The 25,115-nt window shown below is 46.1% G+C and carries 36 protein-coding genes; 34 read left to right on the plus strand and 2 right to left on the minus strand.

All coding sequences use genetic code 11. The annotated features are described in order from the left end of the window. Window positions 1-560: 560 nt before the first annotated feature. Both ACFINF_RS07620 and ACFINF_RS07625 read right to left on the minus strand, forming a co-directional pair. A complete protein-coding gene (locus ACFINF_RS07620; protein ID WP_375620352.1) occupies window positions 561-1,079 on the minus strand; it encodes a helix-turn-helix domain-containing protein in 519 nt (172 codons plus the stop codon). Between the two features lie 81 nt (window positions 1,080-1,160). Next, a complete protein-coding gene (locus ACFINF_RS07625) occupies window positions 1,161-1,691 on the minus strand; it encodes a helix-turn-helix transcriptional regulator (RefSeq protein WP_375620353.1) in 531 nt (176 codons plus the stop codon). A 150-nt stretch (window positions 1,692-1,841) separates the two neighbouring features. On the opposite strand from ACFINF_RS07625, the gene ACFINF_RS07630 reads away from it, so the two are divergent. From ACFINF_RS07630 to ACFINF_RS07795, 34 genes are all read left to right on the plus strand, one after another. Beyond that, window positions 1,842-2,135: a helix-turn-helix transcriptional regulator gene (locus ACFINF_RS07630; RefSeq protein ID WP_183194530.1), complete on the plus strand. Its 294-nt coding sequence runs from the start codon at window positions 1,842-1,844 to the stop codon at window positions 2,133-2,135. 73 nt (window positions 2,136-2,208) lie between these two features. Beyond that, a complete protein-coding gene (locus ACFINF_RS07635) occupies window positions 2,209-2,346 on the plus strand; it encodes a hypothetical protein (protein WP_375620354.1) in 138 nt (45 codons plus the stop codon). Continuing rightward, window positions 2,330-2,728, plus strand: coding sequence for a hypothetical protein (locus ACFINF_RS07640; protein ID WP_317993196.1), 399 nt, complete (start codon window positions 2,330-2,332; stop codon window positions 2,726-2,728). Before ACFINF_RS07635 ends, ACFINF_RS07640 begins: the two co-directional genes overlap by 17 nt. Continuing rightward, window positions 2,728-3,747 carry a ParB/RepB/Spo0J family partition protein gene (locus tag ACFINF_RS07645; protein ID WP_375620355.1) on the plus strand — a complete coding sequence of 340 codons (1,020 nt, stop codon included), beginning with the start codon at window positions 2,728-2,730 and terminating at the stop codon, window positions 3,745-3,747. The genes ACFINF_RS07640 and ACFINF_RS07645 overlap by 1 nt, the downstream gene beginning before the upstream one ends. Then, on the plus strand, window positions 3,744-4,202 hold the full coding sequence (locus tag ACFINF_RS07650) for a hypothetical protein (protein ID WP_208438027.1): 459 nt from the start codon (window positions 3,744-3,746) through the stop codon (window positions 4,200-4,202). Before ACFINF_RS07645 ends, ACFINF_RS07650 begins: the two co-directional genes overlap by 4 nt. Continuing rightward, entirely contained in the window at window positions 4,199-6,178 is a 1,980-nt protein-coding gene (locus ACFINF_RS07655; RefSeq protein WP_375620356.1) for a transposase domain-containing protein, read from the plus strand. Before ACFINF_RS07650 ends, ACFINF_RS07655 begins: the two co-directional genes overlap by 4 nt. A gap of 339 nt (window positions 6,179-6,517) precedes the next feature. Then, window positions 6,518-7,549 carry an AAA family ATPase gene (locus ACFINF_RS07660; protein WP_375620357.1) on the plus strand — a complete coding sequence of 344 codons (1,032 nt, stop codon included), beginning with the start codon at window positions 6,518-6,520 and terminating at the stop codon, window positions 7,547-7,549. After that, window positions 7,546-7,809: a hypothetical protein gene (locus ACFINF_RS07665; protein ID WP_375620358.1), complete on the plus strand. Its 264-nt coding sequence runs from the start codon at window positions 7,546-7,548 to the stop codon at window positions 7,807-7,809. The genes ACFINF_RS07660 and ACFINF_RS07665 overlap by 4 nt, the downstream gene beginning before the upstream one ends. After that, the gene (locus tag ACFINF_RS07670; RefSeq protein WP_375620359.1) at window positions 7,806-8,057 is read left to right on the plus strand and encodes a hypothetical protein; all 252 of its coding nucleotides are present in this window, start codon (window positions 7,806-7,808) and stop codon (window positions 8,055-8,057) included. The genes ACFINF_RS07665 and ACFINF_RS07670 overlap by 4 nt, the downstream gene beginning before the upstream one ends. Before the next feature lie 14 nt (window positions 8,058-8,071). Then, window positions 8,072-8,695: a DUF3164 family protein gene (locus ACFINF_RS07675; RefSeq protein WP_375620383.1), complete on the plus strand. Its 624-nt coding sequence runs from the start codon at window positions 8,072-8,074 to the stop codon at window positions 8,693-8,695. A 10-nt stretch (window positions 8,696-8,705) separates the two neighbouring features. Continuing rightward, entirely contained in the window at window positions 8,706-9,323 is a 618-nt protein-coding gene (locus ACFINF_RS07680) for a gp16 family protein (RefSeq protein ID WP_375620360.1), read from the plus strand. A gap of 6 nt (window positions 9,324-9,329) precedes the next feature. Further along, window positions 9,330-9,737: a helix-turn-helix domain-containing protein gene (locus tag ACFINF_RS07685; protein WP_375620361.1), complete on the plus strand. Its 408-nt coding sequence runs from the start codon at window positions 9,330-9,332 to the stop codon at window positions 9,735-9,737. Between the two features lie 87 nt (window positions 9,738-9,824). Continuing rightward, window positions 9,825-10,406, plus strand: a complete 582-nt coding sequence (locus ACFINF_RS07690) for a glycoside hydrolase family 19 protein (RefSeq protein WP_375620362.1) — start codon at window positions 9,825-9,827, stop codon at window positions 10,404-10,406. Further along, a complete protein-coding gene (locus ACFINF_RS07695) occupies window positions 10,403-10,690 on the plus strand; it encodes a hypothetical protein (RefSeq protein WP_375620363.1) in 288 nt (95 codons plus the stop codon). The genes ACFINF_RS07690 and ACFINF_RS07695 overlap by 4 nt, the downstream gene beginning before the upstream one ends. Next, a complete protein-coding gene (locus ACFINF_RS07700) occupies window positions 10,683-11,021 on the plus strand; it encodes a hypothetical protein (RefSeq protein WP_375620364.1) in 339 nt (112 codons plus the stop codon). Before ACFINF_RS07695 ends, ACFINF_RS07700 begins: the two co-directional genes overlap by 8 nt. A 46-nt stretch (window positions 11,022-11,067) precedes the next feature. Further along, window positions 11,068-11,229 carry a hypothetical protein gene (locus tag ACFINF_RS07705; protein WP_375620365.1) on the plus strand — a complete coding sequence of 54 codons (162 nt, stop codon included), beginning with the start codon at window positions 11,068-11,070 and terminating at the stop codon, window positions 11,227-11,229. Continuing rightward, the gene (locus tag ACFINF_RS07710; protein ID WP_375620366.1) at window positions 11,226-11,540 is read left to right on the plus strand and encodes a DUF2730 family protein; all 315 of its coding nucleotides are present in this window, start codon (window positions 11,226-11,228) and stop codon (window positions 11,538-11,540) included. The genes ACFINF_RS07705 and ACFINF_RS07710 overlap by 4 nt, the downstream gene beginning before the upstream one ends. Continuing rightward, the gene (locus ACFINF_RS07715) at window positions 11,537-11,893 is read left to right on the plus strand and encodes a hypothetical protein (RefSeq protein ID WP_375620367.1); all 357 of its coding nucleotides are present in this window, start codon (window positions 11,537-11,539) and stop codon (window positions 11,891-11,893) included. Before ACFINF_RS07710 ends, ACFINF_RS07715 begins: the two co-directional genes overlap by 4 nt. Further along, a complete protein-coding gene (locus ACFINF_RS07720; RefSeq protein ID WP_375620368.1) occupies window positions 11,856-12,437 on the plus strand; it encodes a phage protein Gp27 family protein in 582 nt (193 codons plus the stop codon). The genes ACFINF_RS07715 and ACFINF_RS07720 overlap by 38 nt, the downstream gene beginning before the upstream one ends. Then, window positions 12,430-14,052: a hypothetical protein gene (locus ACFINF_RS07725; RefSeq protein WP_375620369.1), complete on the plus strand. Its 1,623-nt coding sequence runs from the start codon at window positions 12,430-12,432 to the stop codon at window positions 14,050-14,052. The genes ACFINF_RS07720 and ACFINF_RS07725 overlap by 8 nt, the downstream gene beginning before the upstream one ends. Window positions 14,053-14,064: 12 nt before the next feature. Then, window positions 14,065-15,666 (plus strand): DUF935 domain-containing protein, encoded by a 1,602-nt coding sequence (locus ACFINF_RS07730; protein WP_375620370.1) that lies wholly within the window; start codon window positions 14,065-14,067, stop codon window positions 15,664-15,666. Beyond that, on the plus strand, window positions 15,659-16,864 hold the full coding sequence (locus tag ACFINF_RS07735; RefSeq protein ID WP_375620371.1) for a phage minor head protein: 1,206 nt from the start codon (window positions 15,659-15,661) through the stop codon (window positions 16,862-16,864). The genes ACFINF_RS07730 and ACFINF_RS07735 overlap by 8 nt, the downstream gene beginning before the upstream one ends. 610 nt (window positions 16,865-17,474) lie before the next feature. After that, window positions 17,475-18,518, plus strand: coding sequence for a phage protease (locus ACFINF_RS07740; RefSeq protein ID WP_375620372.1), 1,044 nt, complete (start codon window positions 17,475-17,477; stop codon window positions 18,516-18,518). Then, window positions 18,515-18,856: a hypothetical protein gene (locus ACFINF_RS07745; protein WP_317993214.1), complete on the plus strand. Its 342-nt coding sequence runs from the start codon at window positions 18,515-18,517 to the stop codon at window positions 18,854-18,856. Before ACFINF_RS07740 ends, ACFINF_RS07745 begins: the two co-directional genes overlap by 4 nt. A 12-nt stretch (window positions 18,857-18,868) precedes the next feature. Next, on the plus strand, window positions 18,869-19,834 hold the full coding sequence (locus ACFINF_RS07750) for a capsid protein (RefSeq protein WP_375620373.1): 966 nt from the start codon (window positions 18,869-18,871) through the stop codon (window positions 19,832-19,834). 15 nt (window positions 19,835-19,849) lie between these two features. Then, window positions 19,850-20,272 carry a gp436 family protein gene (locus tag ACFINF_RS07755; RefSeq protein ID WP_375620374.1) on the plus strand — a complete coding sequence of 141 codons (423 nt, stop codon included), beginning with the start codon at window positions 19,850-19,852 and terminating at the stop codon, window positions 20,270-20,272. A gap of 1 nt (window position 20,273) precedes the next feature. Then, window positions 20,274-20,768 (plus strand): phage virion morphogenesis protein, encoded by a 495-nt coding sequence (locus ACFINF_RS07760; protein ID WP_375620375.1) that lies wholly within the window; start codon window positions 20,274-20,276, stop codon window positions 20,766-20,768. After that, the gene (locus ACFINF_RS07765) at window positions 20,765-21,286 is read left to right on the plus strand and encodes a hypothetical protein (protein WP_375620376.1); all 522 of its coding nucleotides are present in this window, start codon (window positions 20,765-20,767) and stop codon (window positions 21,284-21,286) included. The genes ACFINF_RS07760 and ACFINF_RS07765 overlap by 4 nt, the downstream gene beginning before the upstream one ends. Beyond that, window positions 21,283-21,876, plus strand: coding sequence for a baseplate assembly protein (locus tag ACFINF_RS07770; protein WP_375620377.1), 594 nt, complete (start codon window positions 21,283-21,285; stop codon window positions 21,874-21,876). The genes ACFINF_RS07765 and ACFINF_RS07770 overlap by 4 nt, the downstream gene beginning before the upstream one ends. An 11-nt stretch (window positions 21,877-21,887) precedes the next feature. Next, complete coding sequence (locus tag ACFINF_RS07775; protein ID WP_375620378.1) at window positions 21,888-22,088, plus strand: hypothetical protein; 201 nt, start codon at window positions 21,888-21,890, stop codon at window positions 22,086-22,088. A gap of 3 nt (window positions 22,089-22,091) precedes the next feature. Beyond that, complete coding sequence (locus ACFINF_RS07780) at window positions 22,092-22,472, plus strand: GPW/gp25 family protein (RefSeq protein ID WP_375620379.1); 381 nt, start codon at window positions 22,092-22,094, stop codon at window positions 22,470-22,472. Next, window positions 22,465-23,346 carry a baseplate J/gp47 family protein gene (locus ACFINF_RS07785; protein WP_375620380.1) on the plus strand — a complete coding sequence of 294 codons (882 nt, stop codon included), beginning with the start codon at window positions 22,465-22,467 and terminating at the stop codon, window positions 23,344-23,346. Before ACFINF_RS07780 ends, ACFINF_RS07785 begins: the two co-directional genes overlap by 8 nt. Then, a complete protein-coding gene (locus ACFINF_RS07790) occupies window positions 23,346-24,452 on the plus strand; it encodes a phage tail protein (protein WP_375620381.1) in 1,107 nt (368 codons plus the stop codon). Before ACFINF_RS07785 ends, ACFINF_RS07790 begins: the two co-directional genes overlap by 1 nt. Before the next feature lies 1 nt (window position 24,453). After that, window positions 24,454-25,115 (plus strand): DUF4815 domain-containing protein (locus ACFINF_RS07795; protein ID WP_375620382.1); only part of this gene is annotated, 662 nt, incomplete at its 3' end.

Here is a 25,115-nt window from a genome sequence, read left to right on the forward strand (position 1 = left end):
TTAAATACCCTTTGAAAAGCATTTGAAGACCCTTTGAGAACATCTTTAAAACTCTTTGAGAAAAAATAAATTGGTACTGTAGTTTGACACTAGGTTTTATACTAAGTGGGATTAGGTGGGATTAGGTAGGAACACGTGGTAATTTGTTGTTTTTATGTATAATTTTTACCATTAAATGCACTCTTTGTAAAATTGGATTTTGACACCTAAAATTGTAAAAAAGAGCGAAAAATAGTGAAAATCAGAAAAAAGTGCGTTTTCATGGTAAAAATGAGAGAAGGCTTTGAAAGGTCTGTGAAAACCCTGTGAAAAATTTTGAAAAGTCTGTGAAAGCCCAGAAAACCGCCTTTGAAGACCCTGTGAAAAAAATTCGGTAAATTGTGAAGCTCACTCCAAAATCAGCCCAAAATGACCAAAAAAGCAAAAAAGATTTTCACCTATTGATGATTATCTATTTTTAGAGGCAATATATACTTATTAATCAAATAGTTATATTATTTTTTTAATGTAAAAAGATTTTCATATCGATTTTTCATATTAAAGGGGCATTAAGCTGTATCTTATGTAGTTTCTGGATGTGCATTTTCAGCCTCTATTTGACGCTTTAAATGCAGTTTTAAAAGAGGCAAGGTGAGCTCGACCTCTTCCGTGTCGTTGATGTCTTGAACAAGCTCTTGCAACTTTATACAAAGTTCCGCCGCGAGTTCCGCTATATCTTCAGGAGGGATCTTTATATTTGCATCGCGATAGGTTGTATAAGCTATGCGACCGAGTTTTTTCATCAATCCAGTAGGGATAGTTTGTGGTTTAAAACCAGCTGCTTTCGCTTTTACCATGTCACTAAACATTTCACCTTCACCCGTAACGAGCCAATGAGGATTAATGTTATAGGCCGTATAATAGGCGTTAATTGTTGAGCATGTTGGTTCGTGTGCTCCAATTTCATAATTGGCAAGGGTATTACGTTGTAAATTAAGCCGTTGCGCAAAGATACTACGTTCTTCGTTTCCGAGGATTCGTCTTATTTCACGCAGGCGTTTTGCCAATGGTGTTTTAGGTTCTAGTTCGGGGCGTGCCAAAAATGCTCCTTATTCATATTGAGTCTCGTTTTAAATTACAGGATTTAAAAAAGAGATTCCCCCATTCATTTTAGAGTAGCATTAAGCCGTATTTTGTGCAGCTTTGGAGTGTTCTTTTTCAGCCTCTATTTGACGCTTTAAATGAATTTTAAGAAGAGGGAAAGTTGCCTCTACTTCTTCGCTATCGTTGATGTCTTGAACAAGCTCTTGCAACTTTATACAAAGCTCTGCCGCGAGTTCCGCTATATCTTCAGGGGGGAGTTTTATTTTAGCATCGCGATAGGTTGTATAAGCCACGCGACCAAGCTTTTTCATGAGACCAGTAGGGATAGTTTGTGGTTTAAAACCAGCTGCTTTCGCCTTTTCCATGTCTGTAAACATTTCGCCTTCTCCAGTGAGAAGCCAATGAAAGTCTACGCCATAAATTTTGTGATAGGCAATTACGATAGATGCTGGTGGCTCATTTATACCAAGCTCATAATTTGCAAGCGTATTTTTTGCCAAATTAAGAGATTTGGCAAAAGCACCGCGTTCTTCGTTTCCGAGGATTCGTCTTATTTCACGTAGGCGTTTTGCCAATGGTGTTTTAGGTTCTGTTTCTAAACGTGCCAAAAAAATACCCATTAAGACCATTTTACGGGTTGACAAACCCGTAAAATGGTTTTAACTGTTATTACCGCCCGATATAGAGGGCAGATATTTTACAATTAACCCCACAAAAAACGGATGTGGGAGCATCCGTTTAAAGCAGGAGCGAAGTTTATGACTATCACACAAGTATGGGATCGCCATAGTATTTTAGCCGAGCTACGCCGCCGTAACATGACCTTGGCGGAGCTTGCGAAAGCTTATCAACTCTCGTCATCCAGTGTTCAACACATTTGGACACGGTCTAACGAGAAAGCCGAACGCGCTATTGCCGATTTTATTGGCTTGCCCGTCGAGCAAGTATTTAGCGACCGCTACCCCAAAAGTCGCCGTCGCATTTTTAAAGCAGCAAAACATGCCAACACAGATTCGCGTGCGCATTCTGCTTTGCGCGGTAATGCTGCTTAAACTTCGTTACACGGCTTTGCGTTTTTGCGCATTTGCCATGAATTTAAATACCATAAGATAAAAAGGTTTATCAATGTCTAAAGATCAGTACGAAATAGGCAAGATAAATTGCATAGAGTTGCATCATAGAACAGCCGTTTGGGTAGTTTTGTTTTCCATAGGTGGTGATCAGATTAGCTTTATTGGAGGTGGTTATGGTTGCTGCTTGTAATTTATGGACCCCAGATGTCAGAAACGATATCGTTAATCCTTATTCAGAAGTTGAACGTTTACAGGTGATGCTTTCCTGTTCTTTAAAAGCCGTGAGTAGTGGATTTAAGCATCTGCCGATCCGGTATATTATTGACCCTCCGCATGGCTTATTTGATGCGGCGTTAGCACGGCAGATTGTTATTCATATCTTGCATTATCAGTTTGAGGTGCCGCGGCGGCGTATTGTTGCCATACAAGCACGGCAGCGGACTTCTATTTCTCTGTCACTGCAGGTGATTAACCGGCGGTTAATGGAACCAGTTTTTGCGAAAGCTTATCAAAGATGGGCGGGGCGTGCGATGGATTTATTCTTTAAAGAGATCAGAAAGGCGGCGGCGTGATGGCACAGTTTCAAAAGCTTGCTCTTGATGTGATTGTGGTACCGAAGCGTATACGCCCTGTGGATGATGAGCATGCCAAGGCACTTGCGCAATCAATGGCGCGGGAGGGATTGATGAATCCGATTACGGTGCGCCATACCCCCAATGCTAAAGAGGGTAATTACACGCTTATTGCTGGTGCGCATCGGCTGCGTGCTGCGGAGCTTTTGGGCTATAGTGACATTGATGCCGTTGTGGTGCAGGCTGATAAGGACAATGCCGCGCTTTTAGAAGTGGCTGAAAATCTGTTTCGCAATGAATTGTCTGTTATTGACCGTGCGCTTTTTGTCCAGACTTACCGCGAATTGTGGGAAAAGAAGTATGGGGAGATTCAACGTGGTGGCGACAGAAAATCAAAGGGTAAACATTACCCTTTGATCGGTGGTAATCAATATACAAAGGACAAAGTGGCAAAGGTGCAAGTTGCACCTTTGCCAAATGATGGTTCTTCAGAGCATCATGAAATTGGGTGTGAAGGGGATGAAAAATCAAAGGTGCAAGTTGCACCTTTGATCGGAGGTGATGCACATTTAAAGCAATTGGGTCAAGTTGACCCTATTGCTCAAATGGAGGGAGAAGATGGCAAGAGGAGAACTTTATCTTTTGCTAAACATGTGGCGGACCGCATTGGTTTCTCTCAAGATGTCGTGAAACGTCTCAACTGTATTGCCCAGCATTTACAGCCAGAATTACGCTCTGTTTTGCGGGGGACAGCCTTGGCAGATAATCAAGCGCAGTTGTTGAAGTTGGCGAAGATGGAGCCGGTTGCGCAACGGCGTGTGGCAATTGCTTTGCAACAGGTTGAGGGGGATTTACGGCGGGCTGTTGATTTGGTCAATGGGATTAATACACCTCCGCAAATTAATGAACAGGAACGGATTTTTGCTCAGTTATTGGGTGTTTGGCAGAGAGCAGATGCGCAGACAAAGGCGCGGTTTTGTGATTATCTTGCAAGAGAACAAGGGGAGGAGCAGGCATGAAGAGGCATGGTTGCGGGCAGCTTGATTTTTTTCAAAAGCCGGTTTTTCCTTGTCGTGAACCCGTTGCGCAGATTGATTTAGGGCGGTTTCGCTCACGCATTAAGCGTGCCATGGCGCGTGCTTTGAGAGAATGCCGGGTTGAGCGCAGTGTGATTGCGGAGCGTATGGCGCATTATTTAGGGATTGGGTGTTTAAGTAAGGCCAGTTTGGATGCATATGTTGCGGAAAGTAAGCAGGTGGATATTTCCCTGCCGCGGTTTAAGGCATTTGTGCGGGCGACAGAGGCATTTTGGCTCTGGGATGAGGTGGTGAGTGAAGATGGATTGTTGCTGTTGCAAGGAGATGAGGCGCGTTTAGCAGAAATTGCGCGGCTCCAGCAGGAACAGCGGGAGATTGCAGCGCGATTGAAAGCCATGCGCGCAACGCCGGTTCGCATTAAAAGGGGGCAGCCATGAAGGAATGGTTTCGTATTGCCGAATTGGCTGAGGCAGCTTTGCCAGGGTTGCCGAAAACAAAAATCGGTCTCAACAATCTTGCGCTTAAGAAATGGCGTTTGAATACACAATTGTTTCGCCAAACATTAGGCAAAACCAAGCCGGTTTGGGAGTATCACATTTCCTTATTGCCGGAGGAGGCACGGGCGGCATTGTTGGTGCGGTTTGGTGGGGCTGTTGATGTGAAACAAACGCAAGGGGAGCAAAAGACAAGTATTTGGGTGCGTTATGAGGGGCTTTCAAAGGCGCATAAAAGGCGCTGTGAAGAGCGTTTGAAGGCACTTTGCTTTTGGGAAGATTTGCTCCATGCCGGTATGGGTGTGCATGATGCGGCAAGTTTAAGTGCGGTGCAATTTGGTGTGAGCCGGATGTCGCTTTTTAATTGGCGGCAGATGGTGGAGGGGTATGAGCGCCCTGATTGGTTGGCAGCGCTTGCACCTTGTTATGGTGAGGAGAATGTTTCGCAATTTGCGCCGTGTCATGAGGGGGCGTGGGAGGTTTTTTGTTCGGATTATTTGCGCCCCTCTAAACCTGCTTTTTCAGCGTGTTATCGGCGCATGGTGATGGTGGCGCAGGAGCGGGGTTTTGAGCCCATTCCTTCTGAGCGGGCTTTGCGGCGTCGTTTTGAAAGACAAATTTCCAAAGCGGTTGTGGTTTTAGCGCGTGAGGGAGAAGAAAAGGCAAAAAAGCTTTATCCGGCACAGCGGCGTGATCGCTCGAGCCTGCATGCACTGCAAGCGGTGAATATGGATGGACATAAGCTGGATGTTTTTGTGAATGTTCCTTGGACAGAAAAGCCTGTGCGGCTTTATCTGATTGCCATTCAAGATCTTTATTCGGGCAAGATTTTATCGTGGCGTCTGTCAGATGCTGAGACTTGGGAAATCGTGCGTTTGGTGATTGGGGATATGGTGGAAGCTTATGGGATACCAGAGCGTATGACCTTGGATAATGGGCGTGCTTTTACCAGTAAGTGGATTTCTGGAGGTGTGCAAAACCGCTTTCGTTTTAAGATTAAGCCGGATGATCCGCAAGGGCTTTTGACGAGTTTGGGGGTGCAATTGCAATGGACCACCCCTTATAGCGGACAGTCTAAACCGATTGAGCGGGCATGGCGTGATTTGGCAGAAGCGATTTCCAAACATCCCTTTTGTGCGGGGGCTTATACGGGCAATAAACCGGATGCCAAGCCTGAAGATTATGGCAAGCGCGCGATAGGATTTGAAGCGTTTAAAGCCCATGTTGGTGCGCAAATTTGTGCACATAATGGGCAAGCAGGGCGTAAGGCGGTTAATTGTGCGGGGCGCAGTTTTGATGAGACCTTTGCAGAGAGTTTGCAAGCCGAGGGGACGATTATTCGGCAAGCAACGGCGGCACAACGGGCTTTATGGCTTTTAACTTCTGAGGCATTGCGTACACAAAAGGGGACGGGCGAGGTTCATTTTTATGGCAATCGTTATTGGGCGCGGGCGTTGAATGAGCATGCGGGGCAAAAAGTGATTGTACGCTTTGATCCGGATAATTTGCATCAAGATTTACGGGTTTATGATTTGAACAATCGGTTGCTTTGTTTGGCACCATGCCTTTGTGATGTAGGTTTTTATGACCAGCAGGCGGCGCGCTTGAATGGGCGTTTGCGTAAAGAATATGTGAAGGCTGTTAAAGCAGAAAAACAGCTAGCGGCAAAGCTTGCGCCTGATCACTTGGCAGATGTTTATGGGCGCCTTGAGAAAAAGGATGAAGCGTTCAAATCGAAGCTTCCGATAAAGCCAAAGGTGAGCCGCTTGATGCCAAACAATGTGGGGAATTTAGCTTTGACAGCAGACGATGATGAGGTTTTGGGGGAGGAAGAATTCAGTCAACACTTGCACAAAGCTTTGAGAAAGCTTTCCGCCTCTGATGAGGGGCGTGAGGTGATAAAGTTTCCCAAGCAATAGAATAAGGAACTAGGAAAAGAGAGGGGGGATTTAAGGGGACCGGTTGAGGTCCATGTGCGGGGTTGAAGATTTAACAAAGAAAGGGGGGGGAGAAATCTTAATCCATTCAAAGTTTAAATCAATACAATTAAATTTTCAGGTGTCTTTGCTTATCAGGTGAGGAGCGTGAAGTTAGCAGGTTCCCCGATGTGTGAGAAAGAACCAAGGGGAATTTGTAAGGAAGCCGTTTTAGTATCGCGTACGGCTTTAGAGTAACAAAAATGGGTAGGTGGGAGCCTACCCATTCAATAAAATCTAAAATCCATAAGAATCTAGATCAATACGAGAGGGAGATTATAGATGAAAAACGCGATAAATGCAACGGTCGATAAAAATCCTTGGGCGCGACCTAAAATCCAGCCTAATGGAACAGCACAAAACCGCAACAGTGATGACATTGCTTTATGGAATGAGCTTGTGGATGCGGTGAGAACTATAGGAAAAATGAATGATTGGTCGAAAGCAGAGGTGGCACGGCGCATAGGGATGCCGGATGGGACGTTTTCGCAATGGTATGCTGGCAGTTATGCGGGGCAATTGGGGAAGCAAAATGCAAAAGTTCAACAATGGGTTGAGGTTTTAAAGGAAACGGCGGGGTTTTTGGAGAAGATCCCTGAAAAACCAGCCTTTCAGAGGAATCGAATTGCCAGTGAGATCATTGATACTTTAACACTGGCACAAAGCACGGGGGATATGGTGATGATTACGCTTGATGCGGGCAGTGGCAAGACCGAAACTTGCCGCCATTATCGCTCTACCCGCCCGCATGTTTATCTGGTGACAGCCAGCCCACATACGCGCAGTGTTCACGGTATTTTGAATGATATGGCAGCAGAATTGGAAGTGGTGGAATATAATCCCACCCGCTTAACGCGTGCGATTGGTAAGAAATTAGAGCGCGTGGGTGGTGGCACGTTGTTGATCGTTGATGAGGCACAAAATTTAACGGATGAGGCGATTAATCAGTTGCGCCATTTTGTTGATATTAATGGCACAGGGTTGGCTTTGGTTGGCAATGATGAGATCTCAGGGCGGTTGGTTCATCGTCAAAATGGTCCCTCTTATGCGCAAATTAAAAGCCGTTTGGCGATGCATCTGAAACGGCGCAAGCCCTATAGTGAGGATATTGCAGCGCGCATTCATGATTGGGGGATTGAGGATGTTGGTGCGATAAAGTTTTTGACAGGGATTGGCTTAAAGGCTGGAGCTTTGCGGCAAATTGACAAAACCATGATGTTGGCACGTATGGCCGCGCTTGGAGATGGGTGTGAGGTGACCCTGAAACATGTCAAAGCGGCATGGAAAAACCGTGACGTGGAGGAATTGGCATGATCCCTTTATGCGACAAAGAATTATCCAATACGCTTGTTGGTCTTTATGACGATTATCAACGCGGTTTTGACATTGGAGAGCCGCTTAAATTGTGTGTTGATTTGGCGTTATCGCTTGAATTGGAATTGAGTGTTCACCGTTTGGGGGAAGCGGATGCGGTTTTGGAAGCTGAAGTTGCAGAAGTTTTGGCTGAGTGTGACAGCTCTGATGCGGATGAGAGCAATCGTGTGATTTATATGGATTTTGGAGGCGGAAAATGATGGAACGGAACCCTTATATGGTGAGAGATTGCTTGGTTGCTTTGCGCTCTGCCTTGTTAAAACATGAACTGGATGGGATTTTTTTAAGTGCGAAAGATGTTCGAGAATTGAATGATTATTTGCGCCGCTTGGCAGGCTATAACCACATTTTAGGGCATGAACTTTTGCGGTGTCGTTGGCAATTGAAAGCGGGATGTGCGCCTTCTTCAGGGGAAGTTGTGCCATTTCGTCGGTTTCAAAAAACATAAGGAGGAAGTTGGTGATGAATCCACAAATTGAACTTGAAGGTACGCGTTATATGAAGGATGCAAAAGGGGCTTTGGTGCCGGTAAGCCTGATCCGCCCTGCGGATTTGTTAGAGGATGAAACGGTGCGCAAAATTATGGGTTTTGCGAAAGAGTTATCGGCAAGGATTGCACGTTTTAACAACCATACGATTGCGGATTTGAGTGATTTTGATAGCTTGCTTGCGCAAGAATATGGTGTGGAGCGGCGTGGCAAAAAGGGCAATTGTACTTACACAAGCTTTGATGGTTTGCAACGCATTAAGGTGCAGGTACAGGAAAGTGTTGATTTTGGACCGCAATTGCAAATTGCCAAAAGTCTTCTTGATGAGTGCTTGAATGAGTGGTCTGCGGATGCACGACCTGAAATCCGTGCGATTATTACGCGTGCTTTTAATACGGATAAAGAAGGCAAGGTGAATCGGGGGGAGATCTTTATGCTGTTGCGTTTGGATATTGATGATCCACGTTGGAATGAGGCGATGCGGGCGATCCGTGAGTCATTCCGAGTGACAACATCCAAGGAATATGTGCGTTTTTATGAGCGCGATACATTAGAAAGCGCTTGGCGTGCGGTGACCATTGATCTGGCGAAGACGTGAGGGGGGAGAGATGTCTTTAGCTGTCCTTCATATGGGAAAACGCGCTTTAGGTCTTGATGATGAGACCTATCGCGCACTGCTCTATCGCTTGACAGGCAAGCAATCGGCGAAAGATTTGAACCTTTTAGAGAAACGTTTAGTCGTCGCTGAAATGAAAGCGTGTGGTTTTGAGCCGAATGTGAAGCGTTTAGAGGGTAAATATGCTAAGAAATTACAGGCGCTCTGGATTGCTGGGTGGAATCTTGGCTTGATCCGTGATCGTTCAGATAAGGCATTGCTTGCCTTTGTGAAAAGGCAAACAGGGATTGATCATATCCGCTTTTTACGCGATAGCGATGATGCGAGCAAAGCCATTGAGGCGTTGAAAGGTTGGTTGCAGCGTGAGGGCGGGGTTGACTGGAGAGGGAAAAAGATTCAAGATTCTTGGCAGAAAATGCCAGGATATTTGATTTTGCGTGCCCAATGGAAGTGTTTGAATCCCGATGCTGTGTTTGATGTGGAAGCTTTTCATCAAAGTGTTATGGCGTTAAGTGGTAAAGCTTTGGGTGAGATGAGTGGGGGCGACTTTAGAGAAGTGATGAATGTTTGGGGGCGGAAAATCCGTAAAAGTGTTAAAAGCGAGGGGTAAGCATGCATGCAAGAGGAAATCTATAGCGATTTTCCTGCCTTATTGCGTGAAATAGCTGATGTTGCGGGCAGTGAAGCAGCATGGAATATGATGCGGGCTTTTGGAGGACGAGAAGTTTATATACCCGGGCGTCTTGAAAATGCCGATTGGTTGATTGAAATTGTTGGGTTTGAAGAAGCTGAGCAACTCATCAACCATTTTTGTTTTAATGGTTCTGGTGTGCGCCTTCTGATCCCCCTTGGCAGAGATGCTGAACGGCGGCAAAAAATGGTGCAAGCGTTGCAAAAAGGCTGGTCGGTGGATGCTGCAGCTGCTGTTTCTGGTATGCATGTGCGTACAGCCTATCGCTTGAAGAAGAAAATTTCTTCACAAGAACCACAAGGTTTATTATTCCCAGAGTTTTATGAGTATTGAGAGTTTTGACTGACAGTGTCAGGCTTATATTGGGGACGTGAGATTTCATAAACTGCGAATGGATTTTTATTCATTGAGTGGTTTGTTATGATTTCAATAGATGCCTCTTTTCTTCATCGCCTTGCGCCTAAACTGACGCATCATGCGCGCCAAGATTTTATTATTGTTGAAATGGCACGCGTGTTGCCTGAAGCTTTATCTTATGGGGCGATCACGACACGTTTGCGTGTTGCACATTTTTTAAGCCAATGTGCCCATGAGAGTGATGGTTTTTTTACCGTTTGTGAATATGCCTCTGGGCGCGCTTATGAGGGGCGGCGTGATTTAGGCAATGTCAACCCTGGGGATGGTGTGCGCTTTAAGGGGCGTGGTTTAATCCAATTAACGGGGCGCAATAATTATCGTCGTTTTGCGAAGTTTTGGCGCTTAGTCGATGAACAAGCGGTTGATTGTGAAGCATTTCCGCAAGTGCTGGAAAAGTTTCCAGCAGCGCTTTGGTCTGCTGTTTGGTTTTGGCAGATGAGAGGTTTGAATAAGCTAGCAGATCAAGATGATTGTCTCAGAATTACCAAGGCGATTAATGGGGGCAAGAATGGACTTGTGCAACGTTTGAGCTATTTAAACCGCGCCAAAAATCTTTTGGGACTTGGAGGCGAGGTGAAGGCATGAAACCGTCTTATCGTGGTTCTAGGCTCTATTTGTGGTGGTCCTTTTGGTTTGCTTGGGGGGTTATTTTTTTGCTCGTTTCTGGTGGTTTGTGGGGGGCACCGCATATTGTTGATATGGCAGGTATTTCTATTCCTTCGATGGTGGCGATACTTGTTGGCAATCTGGGTGTGCATCGTGGTTTTGGTTCATTGGATTTTTCCAATAGGAAACATTCCCATAAGCGGCAGAGCAGCTCCTATGATGGGGTGGAGATAACGGGGTGGGGGGATAAGCGCAATGTTTAGCCCACTTTCAAAACTGTCTTTTGGTTTGTTGTTTTTGGTCAGTGTGATGTTTGCGGCTTTTGGCTTTATGAAAGCGCAAGTTTTAAAGGCGGAAAAGGCGCGTGATTTGTATTGGCAGTTGGAGATTGCCAAGGCTTCAGCACGTGCACAGCTTGCGCAGGAGCGGCAAAGGCAAGCAGCGTTTGAAGCCGAGCATCGAGCGCAAGGGGTGATTTCGGCTTTGGAACAAAAGCTTGTGAAAATGGAGGGGGTCAATGCAGTATTGCCAACTATTGGCTGTGGTATTGAGCTTGAGCGTGTGCGCTTGCTCAACAACCAAGCTAAGGGATAGTTTTGCGTATCAGTTTTTATCGGTTGAATTGCCGCCTGTTGTTCGCATGGCGTGTGCCCGCCCAGCTTTATTGCCAGAGCGTGCTTTGAATGCGCGCGAAGTGGTGCACTATTGGGGGCGTGATCGCGCTGCTTTATTGATTTGCGAACAGCGTAGAGGAGCTGCGGTTAAAGCAATTCTAGGCAAAAGAGAGGGGGCTTTCAAGTGAATTTGGATATCAGTGTTGCCAATGGCTGGTTGTCTTTATTGCTCTCGATTGTTGCGATTTGTGGGGTTTTGAGAGCTTATTTTTCTTCTGGCGCGCGGGAAATGCTGAAAGATCTCGTGGTGCTTAAAGAGCGTGTGCAGAAGTTAGAAACGGAGATGGACTTTTTGCCTGATCGCGATGCGATGCAAAGATTAGAAGTGAATATGGAAAAATTGAATGGTCGTCTCAACACGCTTTCTGCGCAATTGCAACCGGTGGCAGCCATTGGTGAGCGCTTGCAAGAGTTTTTACTGGAGAATGCCAAAAAATGAAAGCAGATATGGATAAAATCATCCGTGAAGAAGCGCGGTTAATTATTTTAAAAGGGCTTGCTTGTGAGCGCAGTGAAACTTTATCGAGTGCGATGATCGAGCGGCTTTTATACAGTTATGGCATCCGGCGTGATCGCGATTTTGTGCATAATGAACTGGCTTTTATGGAAGATCAAGGCGCTGTCACATTAAAATGTGTGGGTTCGGTTTTTCTTGCGGCGTTAACAGAACGGGGAGCACGTCATTTAGACCGGAGCTTTTCCATTGAGGGGATTAAGCGGCCTAAACGTTCATCAATAAAAGACGAGGTGAAGGATGCGCAAGGTCGGGCGTGGACGCTTAACGGCGATTGATTTATTGCCGCAAGCTTGTGATCAGATTATTGCTGCGGCTGCTGAGGCTTTAAATGGGCGTGAGAAGACACAAATGGCTATTTATGGTGAGTTTAAAGCGGCTTTGAAGGCTTTACAAAAGGAAACGGGTTTAAGCTTTTCTATTCCCTCTTTTTCCAGTTTTAATCGTTATTCTTTGCGTTTAGCGGTGATGTCAAGGCGCCTAGAACAAACCCGTGAAATTGCAGCAAGCCTCTCGCAGCGCTTTGATGCTAAAGCTTCTGATAATATTACTCTGTTGACGGCAGCAGCGATTAAAGAATTGATTTTTTCCACGTTAAGCAGTGGCAAAAACCTTTCACCAAAAGCGGCACAAGAATTGGCCAATGCGCTCAAAGGGGTTTTGGCGGCTGAACATTTGTCGACCACGAGGCGGCAAAAGTTGGAAAAAGATTTTGCTTCCAAAGCAAGCAAAGCGGTTGAGATGGCAGCGGCAGCAGCGGGGCTCTCTAAAGAGCGCGCGCGGGCTATTCGTGCGCAGGTGTTGGGGGTTAAAAATGGCTGAACAGCTCCTCTCAAAAAGTCATGTCTTTGATCATCAGAGCGGTTTTGATATTTGGCAGGCAAGTACTTTTCCTCAAGAGCAAGATCCTTTGGAGGAAGGTGTTTTGATGGCGCATCAATGCGCATGGATTGAAGATAAGTCCCCATTAAAATTGGTTGAAAAGGGGCGGCGGACCGGCATTACTTTTGCGGAAGCTTTGGATGATACCCTTATTGCGGCAGCAACCGTTAATGCTGGTGGCGATAATGTTTTTTATATTGGAGATACCAGAGACAAGGGACGTGAATTTATTGGTTATGTGAGCAATTTTGCCAGGGCAATCACTCGTAATAGTGGGGATGTGGAGGAATTTTTATTCTCTGATCAAAGGGCGGATGGGTCAACAAAATATATCTCAGCTTATCGGGTGCGTTTTGCTTCAGGTTTTCGGATTGAGGCGCTTTCTAGCCGCCCTGAAAATATCCGTGGGTTACAAGGTATTGTGGTGATTGACGAGGCGGCGTTTCATCAAGATGTGCGCTCTGTTTTGGATGCGGTCAATGCTTTGTTGATTTGGGGAGGCAAGATCCGTGTGATCTCGACCCATAACGGTGTTTTAAACCCTTTCAATGAATTGATCCGTGAGGCGCGAGCAGGAAAAGTGCCTTTTTCGGTACATTGTTACCCCTTTGGTATAGCGGTTAAAAATGGCTTGTTTAAACGAGTTTGTGCCATGAAGGGGGAGGTGTGGAGTTTAGCATCTGAACAACGATGGGAACAGCAGATTCGTGCCTCTTATGGGGTGCGTTTGGCTGCTATGCGCCAAGAATTAGATGCCATACCGGCCGATCAAGAAGGAGCGGCTTTAACGCGTTTGCAGATTGAAAATTGTTGTGCGCCTGATATTGCGGTGTTGCGTTTTGCTTGTGTGGATGATTTTAAAAATCAATCGGATTATCAACGAAGTCAAGCTGCTTTTAATTGGTGTGAGGGGCGCTTAAAGCCTCTTCATATTGGGCTTGACCGACGGCGCCAACATGTTTTTGGTGTTGATTTTGCCAGATCGGGTGATGCGACATCCATTGTGGTGATGGAAGTGGGGCAAGATCTGGTGCGCCGTGTCCGGTTTATGGTGGAATTGCGCAATACGCCGTTTGATCAACAAAGAGAGATTTTATTTTATGTGGTGAATGGCTTGCCGCGTTTGTTGGGGGGCGCTTTGGATGCACGGGGCAATGGGGCTTATTTAGCGGAAAAGGCGGCGCAGCGTTATGGGGCTTGTGTGAGGGAAGTACAATTGTCGCAAAGTTGGTATGGCAAAGAAATGCCGGCTTATTTGGAAGCTTTTGGCGATGGGTCCATTGTTTTGCCGCGCGATAGTGACATTGTTGCCGATCATCAAGCGCTTGCTTATGTCAATGGCATTGTGAAAATTCCAGACAATCATCGCTTTAAAGGCAGTGACGGTTTTATGCGCCATGGGGATAGCGCGATTGCTTGCGCTTTGGCTTATTTTGCCAGCCGCCAAACTCCTGAAATTTATGATTATACACCTGTGAGAGAGGCTTATCGTTTTGAGGAAAGCTCGCTCTTTTCAACCCCTTTTTTTTCAACAATGCGATCAAAGATTTATTGATGGGATGATGAGATGGTAAAACTTTTAGATCAGTGGGGCAGGGCGCTTCATATCAAAGGGCTAGAGCGGGAGGTGGCAGCGCCTACCATTGGCGGTGTTCGTGATGTGTGGTCACAAACCATTGTCAGTGGTCTGACCCCTGCGCAACTTGCTGATATTTTACAACAGGCAGCACGGGGGCATCCAGAGCAGTTTTTCCAACTTGCCGATGATATGGAAGAGCGTGATTTACATTATCGAGCTGTGCTTGGCATGCGTAAAAATGCTCTCACAGGGGTAGAGCCTGGAGTGATTGCCGCAAGCAACAGTGCCTTGGACAAAAAGATTGCGGATGCGGTGCGAGAAGTGATTAGTGCACCCACTTTTGTTGATGATTATGTGACGGATTTGTTAGATGCTTTGGGAAAAGGCTATGCGGTTGTTGAAACCTTGTGGGACAAGAGTGCCAAGGAATGGTGGCCGGTTGCTTGGAAATGGCGTGACCAGCGGTTTTTTCAATTGGATCGACGGGATGGTTTTCATTTGCGTTTAAAAGAAGAGGGCTCTCACTATGGTATTGAGTTGCCTGCTTATAAATTTTCCATTCATCGCCCAAAGTTAAAAAGTGGGTTGCCTATCCGCACGGGGCTTGCACGGCTTGCGGCTTGGGCATTTTTGTTTAAGTCTTATACGCTGAAAGATTGGATGGCCTTCTTAGAAGTTTACGGCATGCCGTTGCGTGTTGGCAAATATGGTGCGAGCTCTTCTCATGAGGAACGGCGGGTTCTCATTCAAGCAGTGCGTGATTTATCCAGTGATGCGGCAGCAATTATTCCCAAAGAGATGGAGATTGAATTTATTGAAGCGGCAGGGGGCAGTGGCAATGCGGTTTTTGGTGTCAAGGCGGAATATTTAGATCGGCAGATTTCAAAGGGTGTGTTGGGACAAACGATGACGACGGATGATGGTTCGTCCTTTTCGCAAGCGCGCATTCATGAAAATGTGCGCCATGATATTGCCAGAGCTGATGCACGCCAATTAGCTTTAACGGCTAATCGTGATTTAATTGTGCCCTTTGTTGAGATTAATTTTGGGCGCCAAGAGCGCACTCCCCTTGTCTATTGGCCGATTTCGGAAAATGAAGATATTAAAGCGATTAGTGATGCGCTGGAAAAACTCGTGCCTTTAGGTTTGCGTGTTGGGGCGCAAGAAGTGCGCAATAAGATTGGCTTTTCGCAACCAAAAAAGGAAGAAGATGTTTTAAAGGCTCCTGATAATGCGCTTGATGATGAGAGGGGACAAGAGGATGGTGAGGCAAGACAAAAGGCTCCTATTTGTGCTGATTGTGGGGGTGCTTTTGATGTTTCTGTGACAAGAGAGGGCAAGGGTGGAAAAGAGCAGGGTGGGAAATATCACGACGAATTGGACCGGCTTTCTGAAGAAGCTTTAAGTGACTGGGAAGAGGACTTAGAACCCCTTTTAGAGCCTTTTAAAAAGCTTGTGAGAGAAGCAAAAAGTTATGAGGATATCCTAAAAGGCTTGGATGAATTGCTCGGTAAAATGGATCATCACGCATTAGCAGCGCGCTTGGCAAAAGTACAAATGATTGCACGTGGGCTTGGGTATCATGGATGAGGAACTTTTTAAAACCGCCCCTAAAGAGGTCACCCGTTATTTTGAAGCCAAGGCACTTGTTCCAAGCTTTGATTGGCGTGATGTGGCACCAGAAGAACATGCTTTTTCCTTTACGGTGGCAAAATCGGTAGGCTATGACATTTTGGATGATTTTAAGCGAGCCGTTGGAGAAGCCATAAAACATCAAGTTCCTTTTCAAGAGTTTCAAAAAAATCTGATGCCGATTTTACAGGAAAAGGGTTGGTGGGGGAAAAAATTAGCAATTGATCCTGTAAGCGGTGAAAAGAGCGTGGTGCAATTGGGCAGCCCACGGCGTTTAGAAACGGTCTATTGGGCCAATACCATGAGTGCGCATGCGGCAGGTGAATGGGAGCGCACACAAAATAATAAAGAATTTTTGCCCTATCTCACCTATGCTTTGTCGAGTTCAGAACATAAGCGTTTAGAACATGAAAGTTGGGTGGGGTTTACTGCACCTGTTGATGATCCGGTTTGGGATTGGCTTTATCCACCCAATGGTTGGCGGTGTAAATGCAGTGTGCGACAGGTAAGCCGTTATGAAGCAGACAATTTAGGCTATGAAGAGGGGGCAGAGCCACTTCATGTTAAAAAGCAGGTTTGGCACAATAAGCGAACGGGACAAGTTGAAAAGATACCAAAGGGGATTGACCCTGGATGGCATTTGAACCCTGGGAAACATCGGGCGCAAAATTTAAATCATTTTTTGAGTGATAAAATTTCCGTGATGGGGGACAATCGCAAGCGCATTGCCCTTGAAGATATTGTGGGTTCGCCAATTTTGGAAGCCATGTTTGAAGGACGGATGCCGCGCGGCTTTATACCCATTGCACCGATACCACAAAAGGTGGGTGATGTTTTTGCAGCGGAAAATTCTCTTATTCGCTTATCCTCAGACAGTGTGAAACATATTTTGTTAGAGCATCAAGCGCGAGCTCTTCACTTGGATGATTTTCGTGGTGCCATTCAAACACTCATCCGCCCCTATGGAATTATCAGACGCAAAGATACGCAGGGCGTTATTTTTTTTGGTGAAAATGATGGGGTATGGTGGCGCTTAGCGGTTAAATTTGTGGCAAGCAAACAAGAATGGTGGCTGACCTCTATGCATAAAAAAAGCTCTAGAGAAATTGGACGCTTATTGGATGCGGCTGAAAAAAAGGGCGAGAGGTTGTTGTAAAGAAAACAACAGGAAGAAAGTCTTGTGTTCTTAACGGAAAAGAGGCGAGGAAAATGAGAAGGCGTGGAGGGCGGTCAACTCCTCGCAGATCCGGTAAAACCGTCCTGGTATAACTGGCTCACGCCTCGAAGATAATGTAACAGTTTAAAAGTTTAAAAGCAATCTCTCAAAAAACGACTTGAGAAAAACCATGTTGGCTTTTGTGAAGAGAGCCGATGTTTGAGAAAATAAGAAGGCGTGGAGGGCGGTCAACTCCTCGCAGGTCCGGTAAAACCGTCCTGGCAAAACTGGCTCACACCTTACCTCCAATGATATAATGTTTTTAAGCCAAAAAGCAATCTTTTAAAAAAAACGGCTTGAGAGAGGCTTTTTTTGTATAAGATGATAAATTGTACCTCTCACTTCACAACGGCGCTCTATCGCCTTTGAAGTGCCTTTGAAAACGATTTTATGGGATGGTTTAGCACGGGGGTTTCTCTCACAAGGAGAATAATAGGGAAAAGAGTGTTTTTTTGAGAAATGCTCTTTTGACTGACAGTGTCAGACTTATAGTAGGAGTCAGTTTCATGCATTGTATTGCCAATGACAATTGTAAAGCAATAGGCAATGTATGGAACAGGAATTTCACGAAGATCAAAAAGATGGGGATGCCCAGACATTTTATGATGGGACATTTCATGCTGCGTTAATAGATCTTTGCCCAGACGTTTTATGCCAAGACATTTCATGTGAAGACGCCACCATTAGCCAAGCGCCTGAGTGGGTAGAGTTGTTGCCCAAAGCGCCCCATGTGAAGGCACGTGATGGAAGGCAATGGCATTATAACCCGCAAACTATTTTAAAAGCTTTTGCAGCCAATAAAGGACCGCTTGTGATTGATTATGAGCATGGGCAACATCACCGTGCGAGAAATGGTTTAGAAGCACCTGCCAGTGGTTGGATTGAAGAATTAGCAGAGCGGGATGGTGCGATTTGGGGGCGTGTTAAATGGACCGATATGGCTACCAAAAAGATTATTGCCCGAGAATATCGCTATCTTTCGCCCGAGTTTCGCCATTCCAAGAAAGGTGAAATTTTGAATTTAGCCGGTGCTGGTTTGGTGAACCGTCCAGCCCTTGTCATGACGGCTTTAAGCCGTGAACAGCCTTCCCCTATAACTTTGACGGAGAAAATGATGGATTTGACAGCCATTGCCAGTGCACTATCGCTGGCAGAAGATGCTAAAGCGGATGAGGTTTTAGCAACGCTTAAAGCGCGCGAAAAGGAACGCGTGGAATTAAATGCCCAATTAAAAAAAGCGCGAGAAGATTTAGCGCTTTTGCAAGAAGAGCAAAAAAACAGTGCCATTGAGAGTCTTTTAGATAAGACCATTGAAGAGGGCAAGATTTTGCCGGCTGCTCGCGAGGAATATCGTGCGCTCTGTGCCCTTGAAGGGGGGATGGAGCATTTTAAAAGTTTGGTAGAAAAATTGCCGGCGCTTGCCTCAACAAGCCCTCTAGAAGTGTGTGCCTTAGCACAAGAACCAAAGCTTGCTCCAGAAGAGGTTGCCCTTGCGGCACGTCATTATCAGGAAGAGCAGAAGAAAAAAGGCTTCGACATCACCATTAGCCAAGCGGTTGAGTATATTAGCGAGCAAAAGGAGCGCCAATCATGAGTACGATGATTTTAATTAAATCTTTTCGCGCTGGAGATGTGATCTCACCTTATTGCATTGTTGCAGCCCGCGGTGAGGGAATGGTGGCAACGGCTTCTGGTAAGGGTGATAAATTATTAGGGACTGCTGGGTCTTGTGAAGCCAAAGCTGGTGAGATGCTTGATGTTGGCCAATGTGGTTGGGGCGAAGTGGTTTGTGGAGGCAATGTTTCCTTTGGTGATTTTTTGACCTCTGACCCAAAGGGGCACGCCATAAGGGCAGAAGCAGCAGATCGCACCATTGGTATTGCCATGAGTGATGGTTCTGCTGGTGATGTTATTTCTTTTAAAATTAATTAATCGAGGCTTAAAATGAACAGACCTTTTCCCATTGATCCAACACTCACTGCTATTGCTATTGGTTATCGCAATCCAGCAGGTTCTCTTATTGGCGATAAAGTTTTGCCACGCGTTTCTGTTTTAAGTGAGGTGTTTAAATATAGTGAATTTCCCTTAGCGGAAAATTTTACCGTTCCTGAACTTGAGGTTGGGCGAAAAGGGCGCCCAAATGTGGTGGAATTTTCTGCCTTTGAACGGGAAGCCAGTGTCAAAGATTACGGGCTTGATGATTTGATTCCCAATTCAGATATTGAAGCAGCGGCACGCGCACGGGCGGAGCGACGCTCTCGTTATAACCCCGAAAAGACAGCTGTGGAAGGACTTGCCAATTTGCTAGAATTGGGGCGTGAAGTGCGTGTTGCAGCCCTTGTGCAAAGAAGTGAAAATTACGCATCAGAGCGCGTGATAACGCTTAAAGGTGAGAATAAATTCAGTGATTATGAGAAATCTGATCCTTATGCCACTTTAGATGAGGCGATGGATAAAAGTCTCGTCTATACGCCCAACACCATTGTGATGGGTAAAGTTGTTTGGTCAAAACTCAAACGTCACCCGAAAATTATCAAAGCTGTTAAAGGTGGGGGCACTGCTGATGGTTTTGTCACCAAGGCGCAATTTGCAGATCTGATGGAAATACACCCCGATCGCTTACTCATTGGTGAATCGCAAGTGAATTTAGCCCGCAAAGGGCGCACAGCACAATTGGCGCGGGTCTGGGGCAATAAGATTGCACTGCTTTATATTGACCCCACCAAACAACAGGCGGATGGATCGGTCATCAGTTGGGGCTTTAGTGCCCAGTTGGGCGAGCGTTTGTCTGGAGTGATCAATGATCCAGATATCGGCTTGTCAGGCGGTAAACGGGTGCGTGTGGGGGAACGTGTGTGTGAATTGGTTGCCGCAAAAGATGCCGGCGTTTTGTTGCAAGAAGTTGTCTAAGGGAAACTTTTAAACATGGCTTATGCAAGCAAAAGATTGATTGAAGAGCTCTGGGGTGATGATTTCTTGGACGATTTATGCGGGATGGATGAGAATTCTGATCCAGTTCTTTTAGAGCAAGCCATTGCCCGCGCTCTCGAACAGGCAAGCGGTGAGATTGATGTGCATTTGTCTCATCGCTACTGCGTCCCCATTGCTGGACAGCCGGCGGCTTTGGGTATGATCTGTGTCAATATTGCTGTTTATAATTTAGCCATACGCCATACGGCACTGACCACGACCATTGAAGATCGTTACAAACAGGCGGTTGAACTCTTGAAACGCATTGCGGAAGGCAAAGCGGGTTTAGGCATAGATGAGCCTAAAATTATGAGCGAAGATGGTCCCGTGCGTGATGGGGCTTTTTTCCATGCTAAGCCGCGTTTGATGGGAAGGTAACATGTCTGTTTCAACCCATATTGAGATTAAAGAGATGGGGCTTGAAGCGGCTTTATCCTTTTTGCAAAAAGGCGCTGAGAGCTCGATGGGAACTTTGGCACAAGGGGTGGGGCGTCTTATCCAAGAGAGCACAAGGCGGCGGATTCAAAGCGAAAAAACCTCTCCCCAAGGAGAGAAGTGGAAAAACAATCATGCCCGCACCTCCATTCTTTATGCCAGTGGGGCGCTTTCACGCTCCATTGATATGAAAGCTTCACCAGAACAGGTGATTGTGGGCTCTGGGTTGGTTTATGCGCGGATTCATCAATTGGGTGGGGTTATTCACCCGAAAAATGGCAAGACACTGCGCTTTTTTCTTAAAAGCGGTAATGCACACCGCTTTGTTTGTGTGCATCAAGTGACCATGCCCGCACGCCCTTATTTGGGGCTTTCAGAGCGCAATAAAGTGGAAATTGTCAAAGCGGCAGAAGATTGGCTGGAAAGGGTCTTTTCATGAGTCAAACGATCACACAAGCAGGGCGTATTAATCAGTTTCGTGAAGCGGTGATAGGGAGCCTTAAAGGCGCTTTGCCGGATGTGCGTGATTGCGGCTGTCAATTTGGACGCTTTAACTTAGAAGAACTTGAAACACAGATGCTGGTGGCTCCAGCAATACGGGTTGCGGTATTAGAAAGCCGTTTCAATTCTGTAGCAAGTGGACACATGAGTGCGGATTTTCATTTAGGGGCTTTTATTATTACCACAGGTAAAGAGCGTGATGTTTCCAGTTGGCTTCTGGCAGAAGCTATTGCGGTGCTTTGTCATAGCGGGCAATTGTGGGGGCTAACGCATTTGAGTGCCCCGCGTGAGGTGCAAATTGAACCGATTGTCTCTGTGGCGATTAAGCAGCGTGGTGTATCGATAAGCGTGGTGGAATGGCACCAAGATTTATATCATTTGGGACAGGATATTTTTTGTGATGAGGGACAACTCAAAAGTGGTTTGATTTCATGGGATAATGAGGTGGGGGCATGAATGACGCACATCTCTTAAGTGATACCTTGCGGCAAATCATGAAGCGTCTTGATGCGCTTGAACGCTGTCTTGCCAACCAACACATGATCGGGCGGGTTGTGCAAGTTGATGGCCATAGGGTGCGGGTGAAACTTTCCGAACAGGGTTCCAATGGACAAGCGGTTTTATCGCCTTGGCTACAAGCGCAAGAGGCTTCTGGCGCTCTCTCAAGCAATATGCCCCTCCATGTTGGTGATCCGGTGCGGTTGTTAAATCCCCATGGCGAAATTGGTTCTGCCTCTCTGGTGGTGCGCGATAGTTATAGTGAGGATGCACCTAATCCCGCACGCTCTTTCCAAGAACTTGCTCTGTGTTATGCGGGTGGCGCTTTGCGTATCACGAAGGATGAACTCATTCTCTCCCATGGGGAAAACCAAATCCATTTGAGTGAAAAAGGTTTGGTGCTTTCTCATCAATCAACCCGTGTTGAATTAACGGGTAGTGTGCACATTCAAGCAGAAGATTTGCAGCACAATCAAAAATCTGTTGGCGCAAGCCACAAACACGGTGGGGTCAAAATGGGTCCCTCCACAACCTCTTACCCCCTTTAAAGGAGTTTATCATGCGTGAGAACACTTATGTTATTTTAACCAATGCCGATTTTGTTGCTGGTCAACGTTCACCGGGCAAAGGTGAGGAAATTTGTTTAAGTGAAGAGGCAGCAAAATACCCTTTGCTGCTTGGTCAGATTGCTGAAAAACCAGCCCCTGTTGTTGCTGCGGCCCCAACGGTTTCTACCACAAAGACAAGCAAAGGGGCTTAAAGCATGCGGTGCGGGATGAGCGAAAAGGATGGCTCTCTTTTATATGGTTGGGACCATTGTCAACAGTCACTCCGTAAATGTTTGACGACAAGGATTGGGACACGGGTTTTGCGTCGTCATTATGGATGTGATGTTGGAGCATTCCAAGACGCCAATGCTGATCCTGCGACGATGATGCAGCTTTATCAAGCAATTGTTGAAGCACTCGATGATCCAGAGTGTGGAGAGCCTGGGTTTTCGTTGCAGAGGATTGATCTGACAAAAGCAACGCGTGAAGGCACATTCCATTTTGTTTTAACGGGTGTTTTTTATCCCAATGGGCATTTGGGGGATTGGTCACACAAAGAGCCAATGAGTATTGATTTAGAGGTTGGTGATGACTGAGTTTGAACCTTTATCCATTCCACAAATTCCCCCTCCACAACTCCCTCTCCCACAAATTATTGAAGAGCTTTCTGTTGAAGCCATTTTAGAGCAAAAGATCACGCGTTTGACTGAGCTTTTTGCAGCGCATCATATTCCTTATAATGTGGAAAAGACGGCTTATGATCCGGTGGTCATTCAATTGCAAGCGGCCGCTTATGAAGAGTTGCTATTGCGCCAGCGGATTAATGAAGTGGCGCGGGATAATTTACTCACATTTGCGCGTGGAACAAGTTTAGATCATTTGGGGGATTTTCATGGGGTCACGCGCCTTTTGGATGAAGATGATGAGCGTTTGCGCCGCCGTATTCGCTTGAATAGACAAGGACATTCCACAGGTGGCACAGCGCCACGTTACCAATATTTTGCCCTCTCAAGCGATATCCATGTCAAAGATGCTTTTGTTTATCGTGAGGGTAAAAGTCCACTTATTCATGTTGCGCTTTTTAGTGACGCCTCTTCAGGGGTGGCTGATGAAGCTTTGATTGCCAAGGTACAAGCAGCCCTTGATGCCCCCTATGTTAAAATGACCAATGACCACATCCTTGTGAAAAGCGCGGTGCAACGGATGATCAATGTTTCTGCTGATTTTTGGTTGTTACCGGATGAAGGCTCCTTTGTTTTGGAAAGAGCGGAGCAGAATTTAAGAGCAGAATGGGCGCGTGCGCAAAGGCTTGGGCGTGATTTGTCTTTAAGTTGGATACTAAGCCGCTTGATGGTTGAAGGCGTTCACCATGTAAACATAACGCAACCCTTTGAGGATATTTTGGTCGCACCTGATGAAGCGATCGCACTAGGGGATATTGTTTTGTCTGAACGGGGGCGTGCTTATTGATGCTTTCCTCACTTTTGCCCCCGAATTCTAGCTTATTTGAACGTTGTTTTGCAGAAGCAATGGCTTTTGACCCTCACGTTAAAACTGCACTCGAAGAAATACCTCGCGCGAAATTTATCACGCGTCCGCCTTCTTGGTTGCCCTTTTTAATAGACGAATATGGCTTACAAGAATTAAACCCTTATTTTTCTAGCCTTTATGATTTAATTGATCAGGGTCTTGCATGGCAAAATATTCGCGGCTCCCTTGCTGCAATAGAGGTGGGGCTTGAATGGCTAGGGATTTCGGCACGCTTTACGCCCGCATGGACGGGGCGGGCATGGTGGAACTCCTTTCAACTTGATTTTGATCAGTTGCCTGAACGGAAAAGCCTTGAATCCATTGAAGCAATTACCGACCTTTCCAAAAGTTTGCGCTCTGATTTTCGTCGAGGGACCTATGGTTATGATGTACAAGCCATGGAAGGCAATATGTCACGCCTTGATGACAGCATGTTGGAGTATGAAAGCGGTGTTCACTTAACAGCTGGGGGCACTTTGTTTTCCTTTGGACGCACAACAGAAATCAATCACACGCTGGGAGAAGAAGAAGGCAGGCTTATTGGCAATTGGATAGAGGATGGGGATGAAGAGTTAAGCTGGGAACAAATTGATTATCCATGGGACATGGCAAACTTTCCGTGGTGTTCGGTCAAAAAACATGAACGCGATATGCTGATGGCAGAATGGTTTCATGGTCGCACGCTTTATCTCGTGTTAAGAGACAGCCAAGATGGCGTGATTGGGTATCGCAGATGCTATGCTGTAGCGCCTGTCGAACAAGCTTTGGAGGGGGTTTACAGCCATTGTGGTAACAGATTTAACCCTTCCACAACAGGCACTCTGTTGTTTCTGGCAGCACGCACAGACTTTCACGATGTTGACGGCAAACAAACCGCCTCTGTTTCCCTTCTCGTTCATGGCTCCCTAAAAGAGCAGACACCCCCTGGCAAGCTTTGGTGTGACGCCAATGAACTGAAGGGCGGTGTAGAGATACTCAAAACACCCATTAATATTCCTTTGCGTGCCGATGTTCGCGAACAATTCAAGATTTTATTGAGGTTTTAATATGAAGCATGAAAGTGGTTTACCCTTTGCAATTGACAGATCTCGCGGCAAAGAGGAACAACAAAGCGTTGTCTTTTACGGCACGCGTCCGTTTATTCAAAGTGGTGAACTGAATGAGGTTCAAACCATTATAAGGGGACGGCATGACCGCTTGGGGCGCCTTGTGGCACAAGAAGGAGATCGCGTTGAACGAGCTGATGCTTTTGTCAACAAAGAGACAAGGACCGTCACTTTAACGGATGGCAAGATTTATATCGCAGGCGATATTTTCCCCGTTGCACCTGCTGTACTCAACAATGTTGCCATGATTGGGCGCTTGGAAATTGGTGTGAAGCTACAAAAAAAATGGATAACACACGAAGATGATCCAGAGCTGTTGGGGCAAGTTCCTGGCACCTTGGCAGAAGGAGAGCCTGGAGCCGCACGCGAAACAGCAAAGCTTATTTGGGCACTGAAAGAGGATGCGCAGAGTGGCACTTTCTTTCCCGTTTATATTTTACAAGATGGTGTTCTGATTGATCAAAAATCCCCCTCATTGCTTGAACCCGCCATGCAAGCTATTGCGACGTACGACCGTGCCCATGGGCATTATATCGTGAGTGGCTGCCGTGTGAGCGCATTGGGAGCAAATAACGGTTGCCAAGTCTTTAGCATTCAAGAAGG

Origin of the sequence: Bartonella sp. TS25HLJMH (assembly GCF_042193505.1) — a bacterium.
GTDB classification, from domain to species: domain Bacteria; phylum Pseudomonadota; class Alphaproteobacteria; order Rhizobiales; family Rhizobiaceae; genus Bartonella; species Bartonella grahamii.

Bases quoted from the DNA above. Each gene is read 5' to 3' on its own strand.
- ACFINF_RS07630 (WP_183194530.1), top strand. From the start codon at position 1,842: ATGACTATCACACAAGTATGGGATCGCCATAGTATTTTAGCCGAGCTA.
- ACFINF_RS07635 (WP_375620354.1), top strand. From the start codon at position 2,209: ATGTCTAAAGATCAGTACGAAATAGGCAAGATAAATTGCATAGAGTTG.
- ACFINF_RS07640 (WP_317993196.1), top strand. From the start codon at position 2,330: ATGGTTGCTGCTTGTAATTTATGGACCCCAGATGTCAGAAACGATATC.
- ACFINF_RS07645 (WP_375620355.1), top strand. From the start codon at position 2,728: ATGGCACAGTTTCAAAAGCTTGCTCTTGATGTGATTGTGGTACCGAAG.
- ACFINF_RS07650 (WP_208438027.1), top strand. From the start codon at position 3,744: ATGAAGAGGCATGGTTGCGGGCAGCTTGATTTTTTTCAAAAGCCGGTT.
- ACFINF_RS07655 (WP_375620356.1), top strand. From the start codon at position 4,199: ATGAAGGAATGGTTTCGTATTGCCGAATTGGCTGAGGCAGCTTTGCCA.
- ACFINF_RS07660 (WP_375620357.1), top strand. From the start codon at position 6,518: ATGAAAAACGCGATAAATGCAACGGTCGATAAAAATCCTTGGGCGCGA.
- ACFINF_RS07665 (WP_375620358.1), top strand. From the start codon at position 7,546: ATGATCCCTTTATGCGACAAAGAATTATCCAATACGCTTGTTGGTCTT.
- ACFINF_RS07670 (WP_375620359.1), top strand. From the start codon at position 7,806: ATGATGGAACGGAACCCTTATATGGTGAGAGATTGCTTGGTTGCTTTG.
- ACFINF_RS07675 (WP_375620383.1), top strand. From the start codon at position 8,072: ATGAATCCACAAATTGAACTTGAAGGTACGCGTTATATGAAGGATGCA.
- ACFINF_RS07680 (WP_375620360.1), top strand. From the start codon at position 8,706: ATGTCTTTAGCTGTCCTTCATATGGGAAAACGCGCTTTAGGTCTTGAT.
- ACFINF_RS07685 (WP_375620361.1), top strand. From the start codon at position 9,330: ATGCAAGAGGAAATCTATAGCGATTTTCCTGCCTTATTGCGTGAAATA.
- ACFINF_RS07690 (WP_375620362.1), top strand. From the start codon at position 9,825: ATGATTTCAATAGATGCCTCTTTTCTTCATCGCCTTGCGCCTAAACTG.
- ACFINF_RS07695 (WP_375620363.1), top strand. From the start codon at position 10,403: ATGAAACCGTCTTATCGTGGTTCTAGGCTCTATTTGTGGTGGTCCTTT.
- ACFINF_RS07700 (WP_375620364.1), top strand. From the start codon at position 10,683: ATGTTTAGCCCACTTTCAAAACTGTCTTTTGGTTTGTTGTTTTTGGTC.
- ACFINF_RS07705 (WP_375620365.1), top strand. From the start codon at position 11,068: ATGGCGTGTGCCCGCCCAGCTTTATTGCCAGAGCGTGCTTTGAATGCG.
- ACFINF_RS07715 (WP_375620367.1), top strand. From the start codon at position 11,537: ATGAAAGCAGATATGGATAAAATCATCCGTGAAGAAGCGCGGTTAATT.
- ACFINF_RS07720 (WP_375620368.1), top strand. From the start codon at position 11,856: ATGCGCAAGGTCGGGCGTGGACGCTTAACGGCGATTGATTTATTGCCG.
- ACFINF_RS07725 (WP_375620369.1), top strand. From the start codon at position 12,430: ATGGCTGAACAGCTCCTCTCAAAAAGTCATGTCTTTGATCATCAGAGC.
- ACFINF_RS07730 (WP_375620370.1), top strand. From the start codon at position 14,065: ATGGTAAAACTTTTAGATCAGTGGGGCAGGGCGCTTCATATCAAAGGG.
- ACFINF_RS07735 (WP_375620371.1), top strand. From the start codon at position 15,659: ATGGATGAGGAACTTTTTAAAACCGCCCCTAAAGAGGTCACCCGTTAT.
- ACFINF_RS07740 (WP_375620372.1), top strand. From the start codon at position 17,475: ATGGAACAGGAATTTCACGAAGATCAAAAAGATGGGGATGCCCAGACA.
- ACFINF_RS07745 (WP_317993214.1), top strand. From the start codon at position 18,515: ATGAGTACGATGATTTTAATTAAATCTTTTCGCGCTGGAGATGTGATC.
- ACFINF_RS07750 (WP_375620373.1), top strand. From the start codon at position 18,869: ATGAACAGACCTTTTCCCATTGATCCAACACTCACTGCTATTGCTATT.
- ACFINF_RS07755 (WP_375620374.1), top strand. From the start codon at position 19,850: ATGGCTTATGCAAGCAAAAGATTGATTGAAGAGCTCTGGGGTGATGAT.
- ACFINF_RS07760 (WP_375620375.1), top strand. From the start codon at position 20,274: ATGTCTGTTTCAACCCATATTGAGATTAAAGAGATGGGGCTTGAAGCG.
- ACFINF_RS07765 (WP_375620376.1), top strand. From the start codon at position 20,765: ATGAGTCAAACGATCACACAAGCAGGGCGTATTAATCAGTTTCGTGAA.
- ACFINF_RS07770 (WP_375620377.1), top strand. From the start codon at position 21,283: ATGAATGACGCACATCTCTTAAGTGATACCTTGCGGCAAATCATGAAG.
- ACFINF_RS07775 (WP_375620378.1), top strand. From the start codon at position 21,888: ATGCGTGAGAACACTTATGTTATTTTAACCAATGCCGATTTTGTTGCT.
- ACFINF_RS07780 (WP_375620379.1), top strand. From the start codon at position 22,092: ATGCGGTGCGGGATGAGCGAAAAGGATGGCTCTCTTTTATATGGTTGG.
- ACFINF_RS07785 (WP_375620380.1), top strand. From the start codon at position 22,465: ATGACTGAGTTTGAACCTTTATCCATTCCACAAATTCCCCCTCCACAA.
- ACFINF_RS07790 (WP_375620381.1), top strand. From the start codon at position 23,346: ATGCTTTCCTCACTTTTGCCCCCGAATTCTAGCTTATTTGAACGTTGT.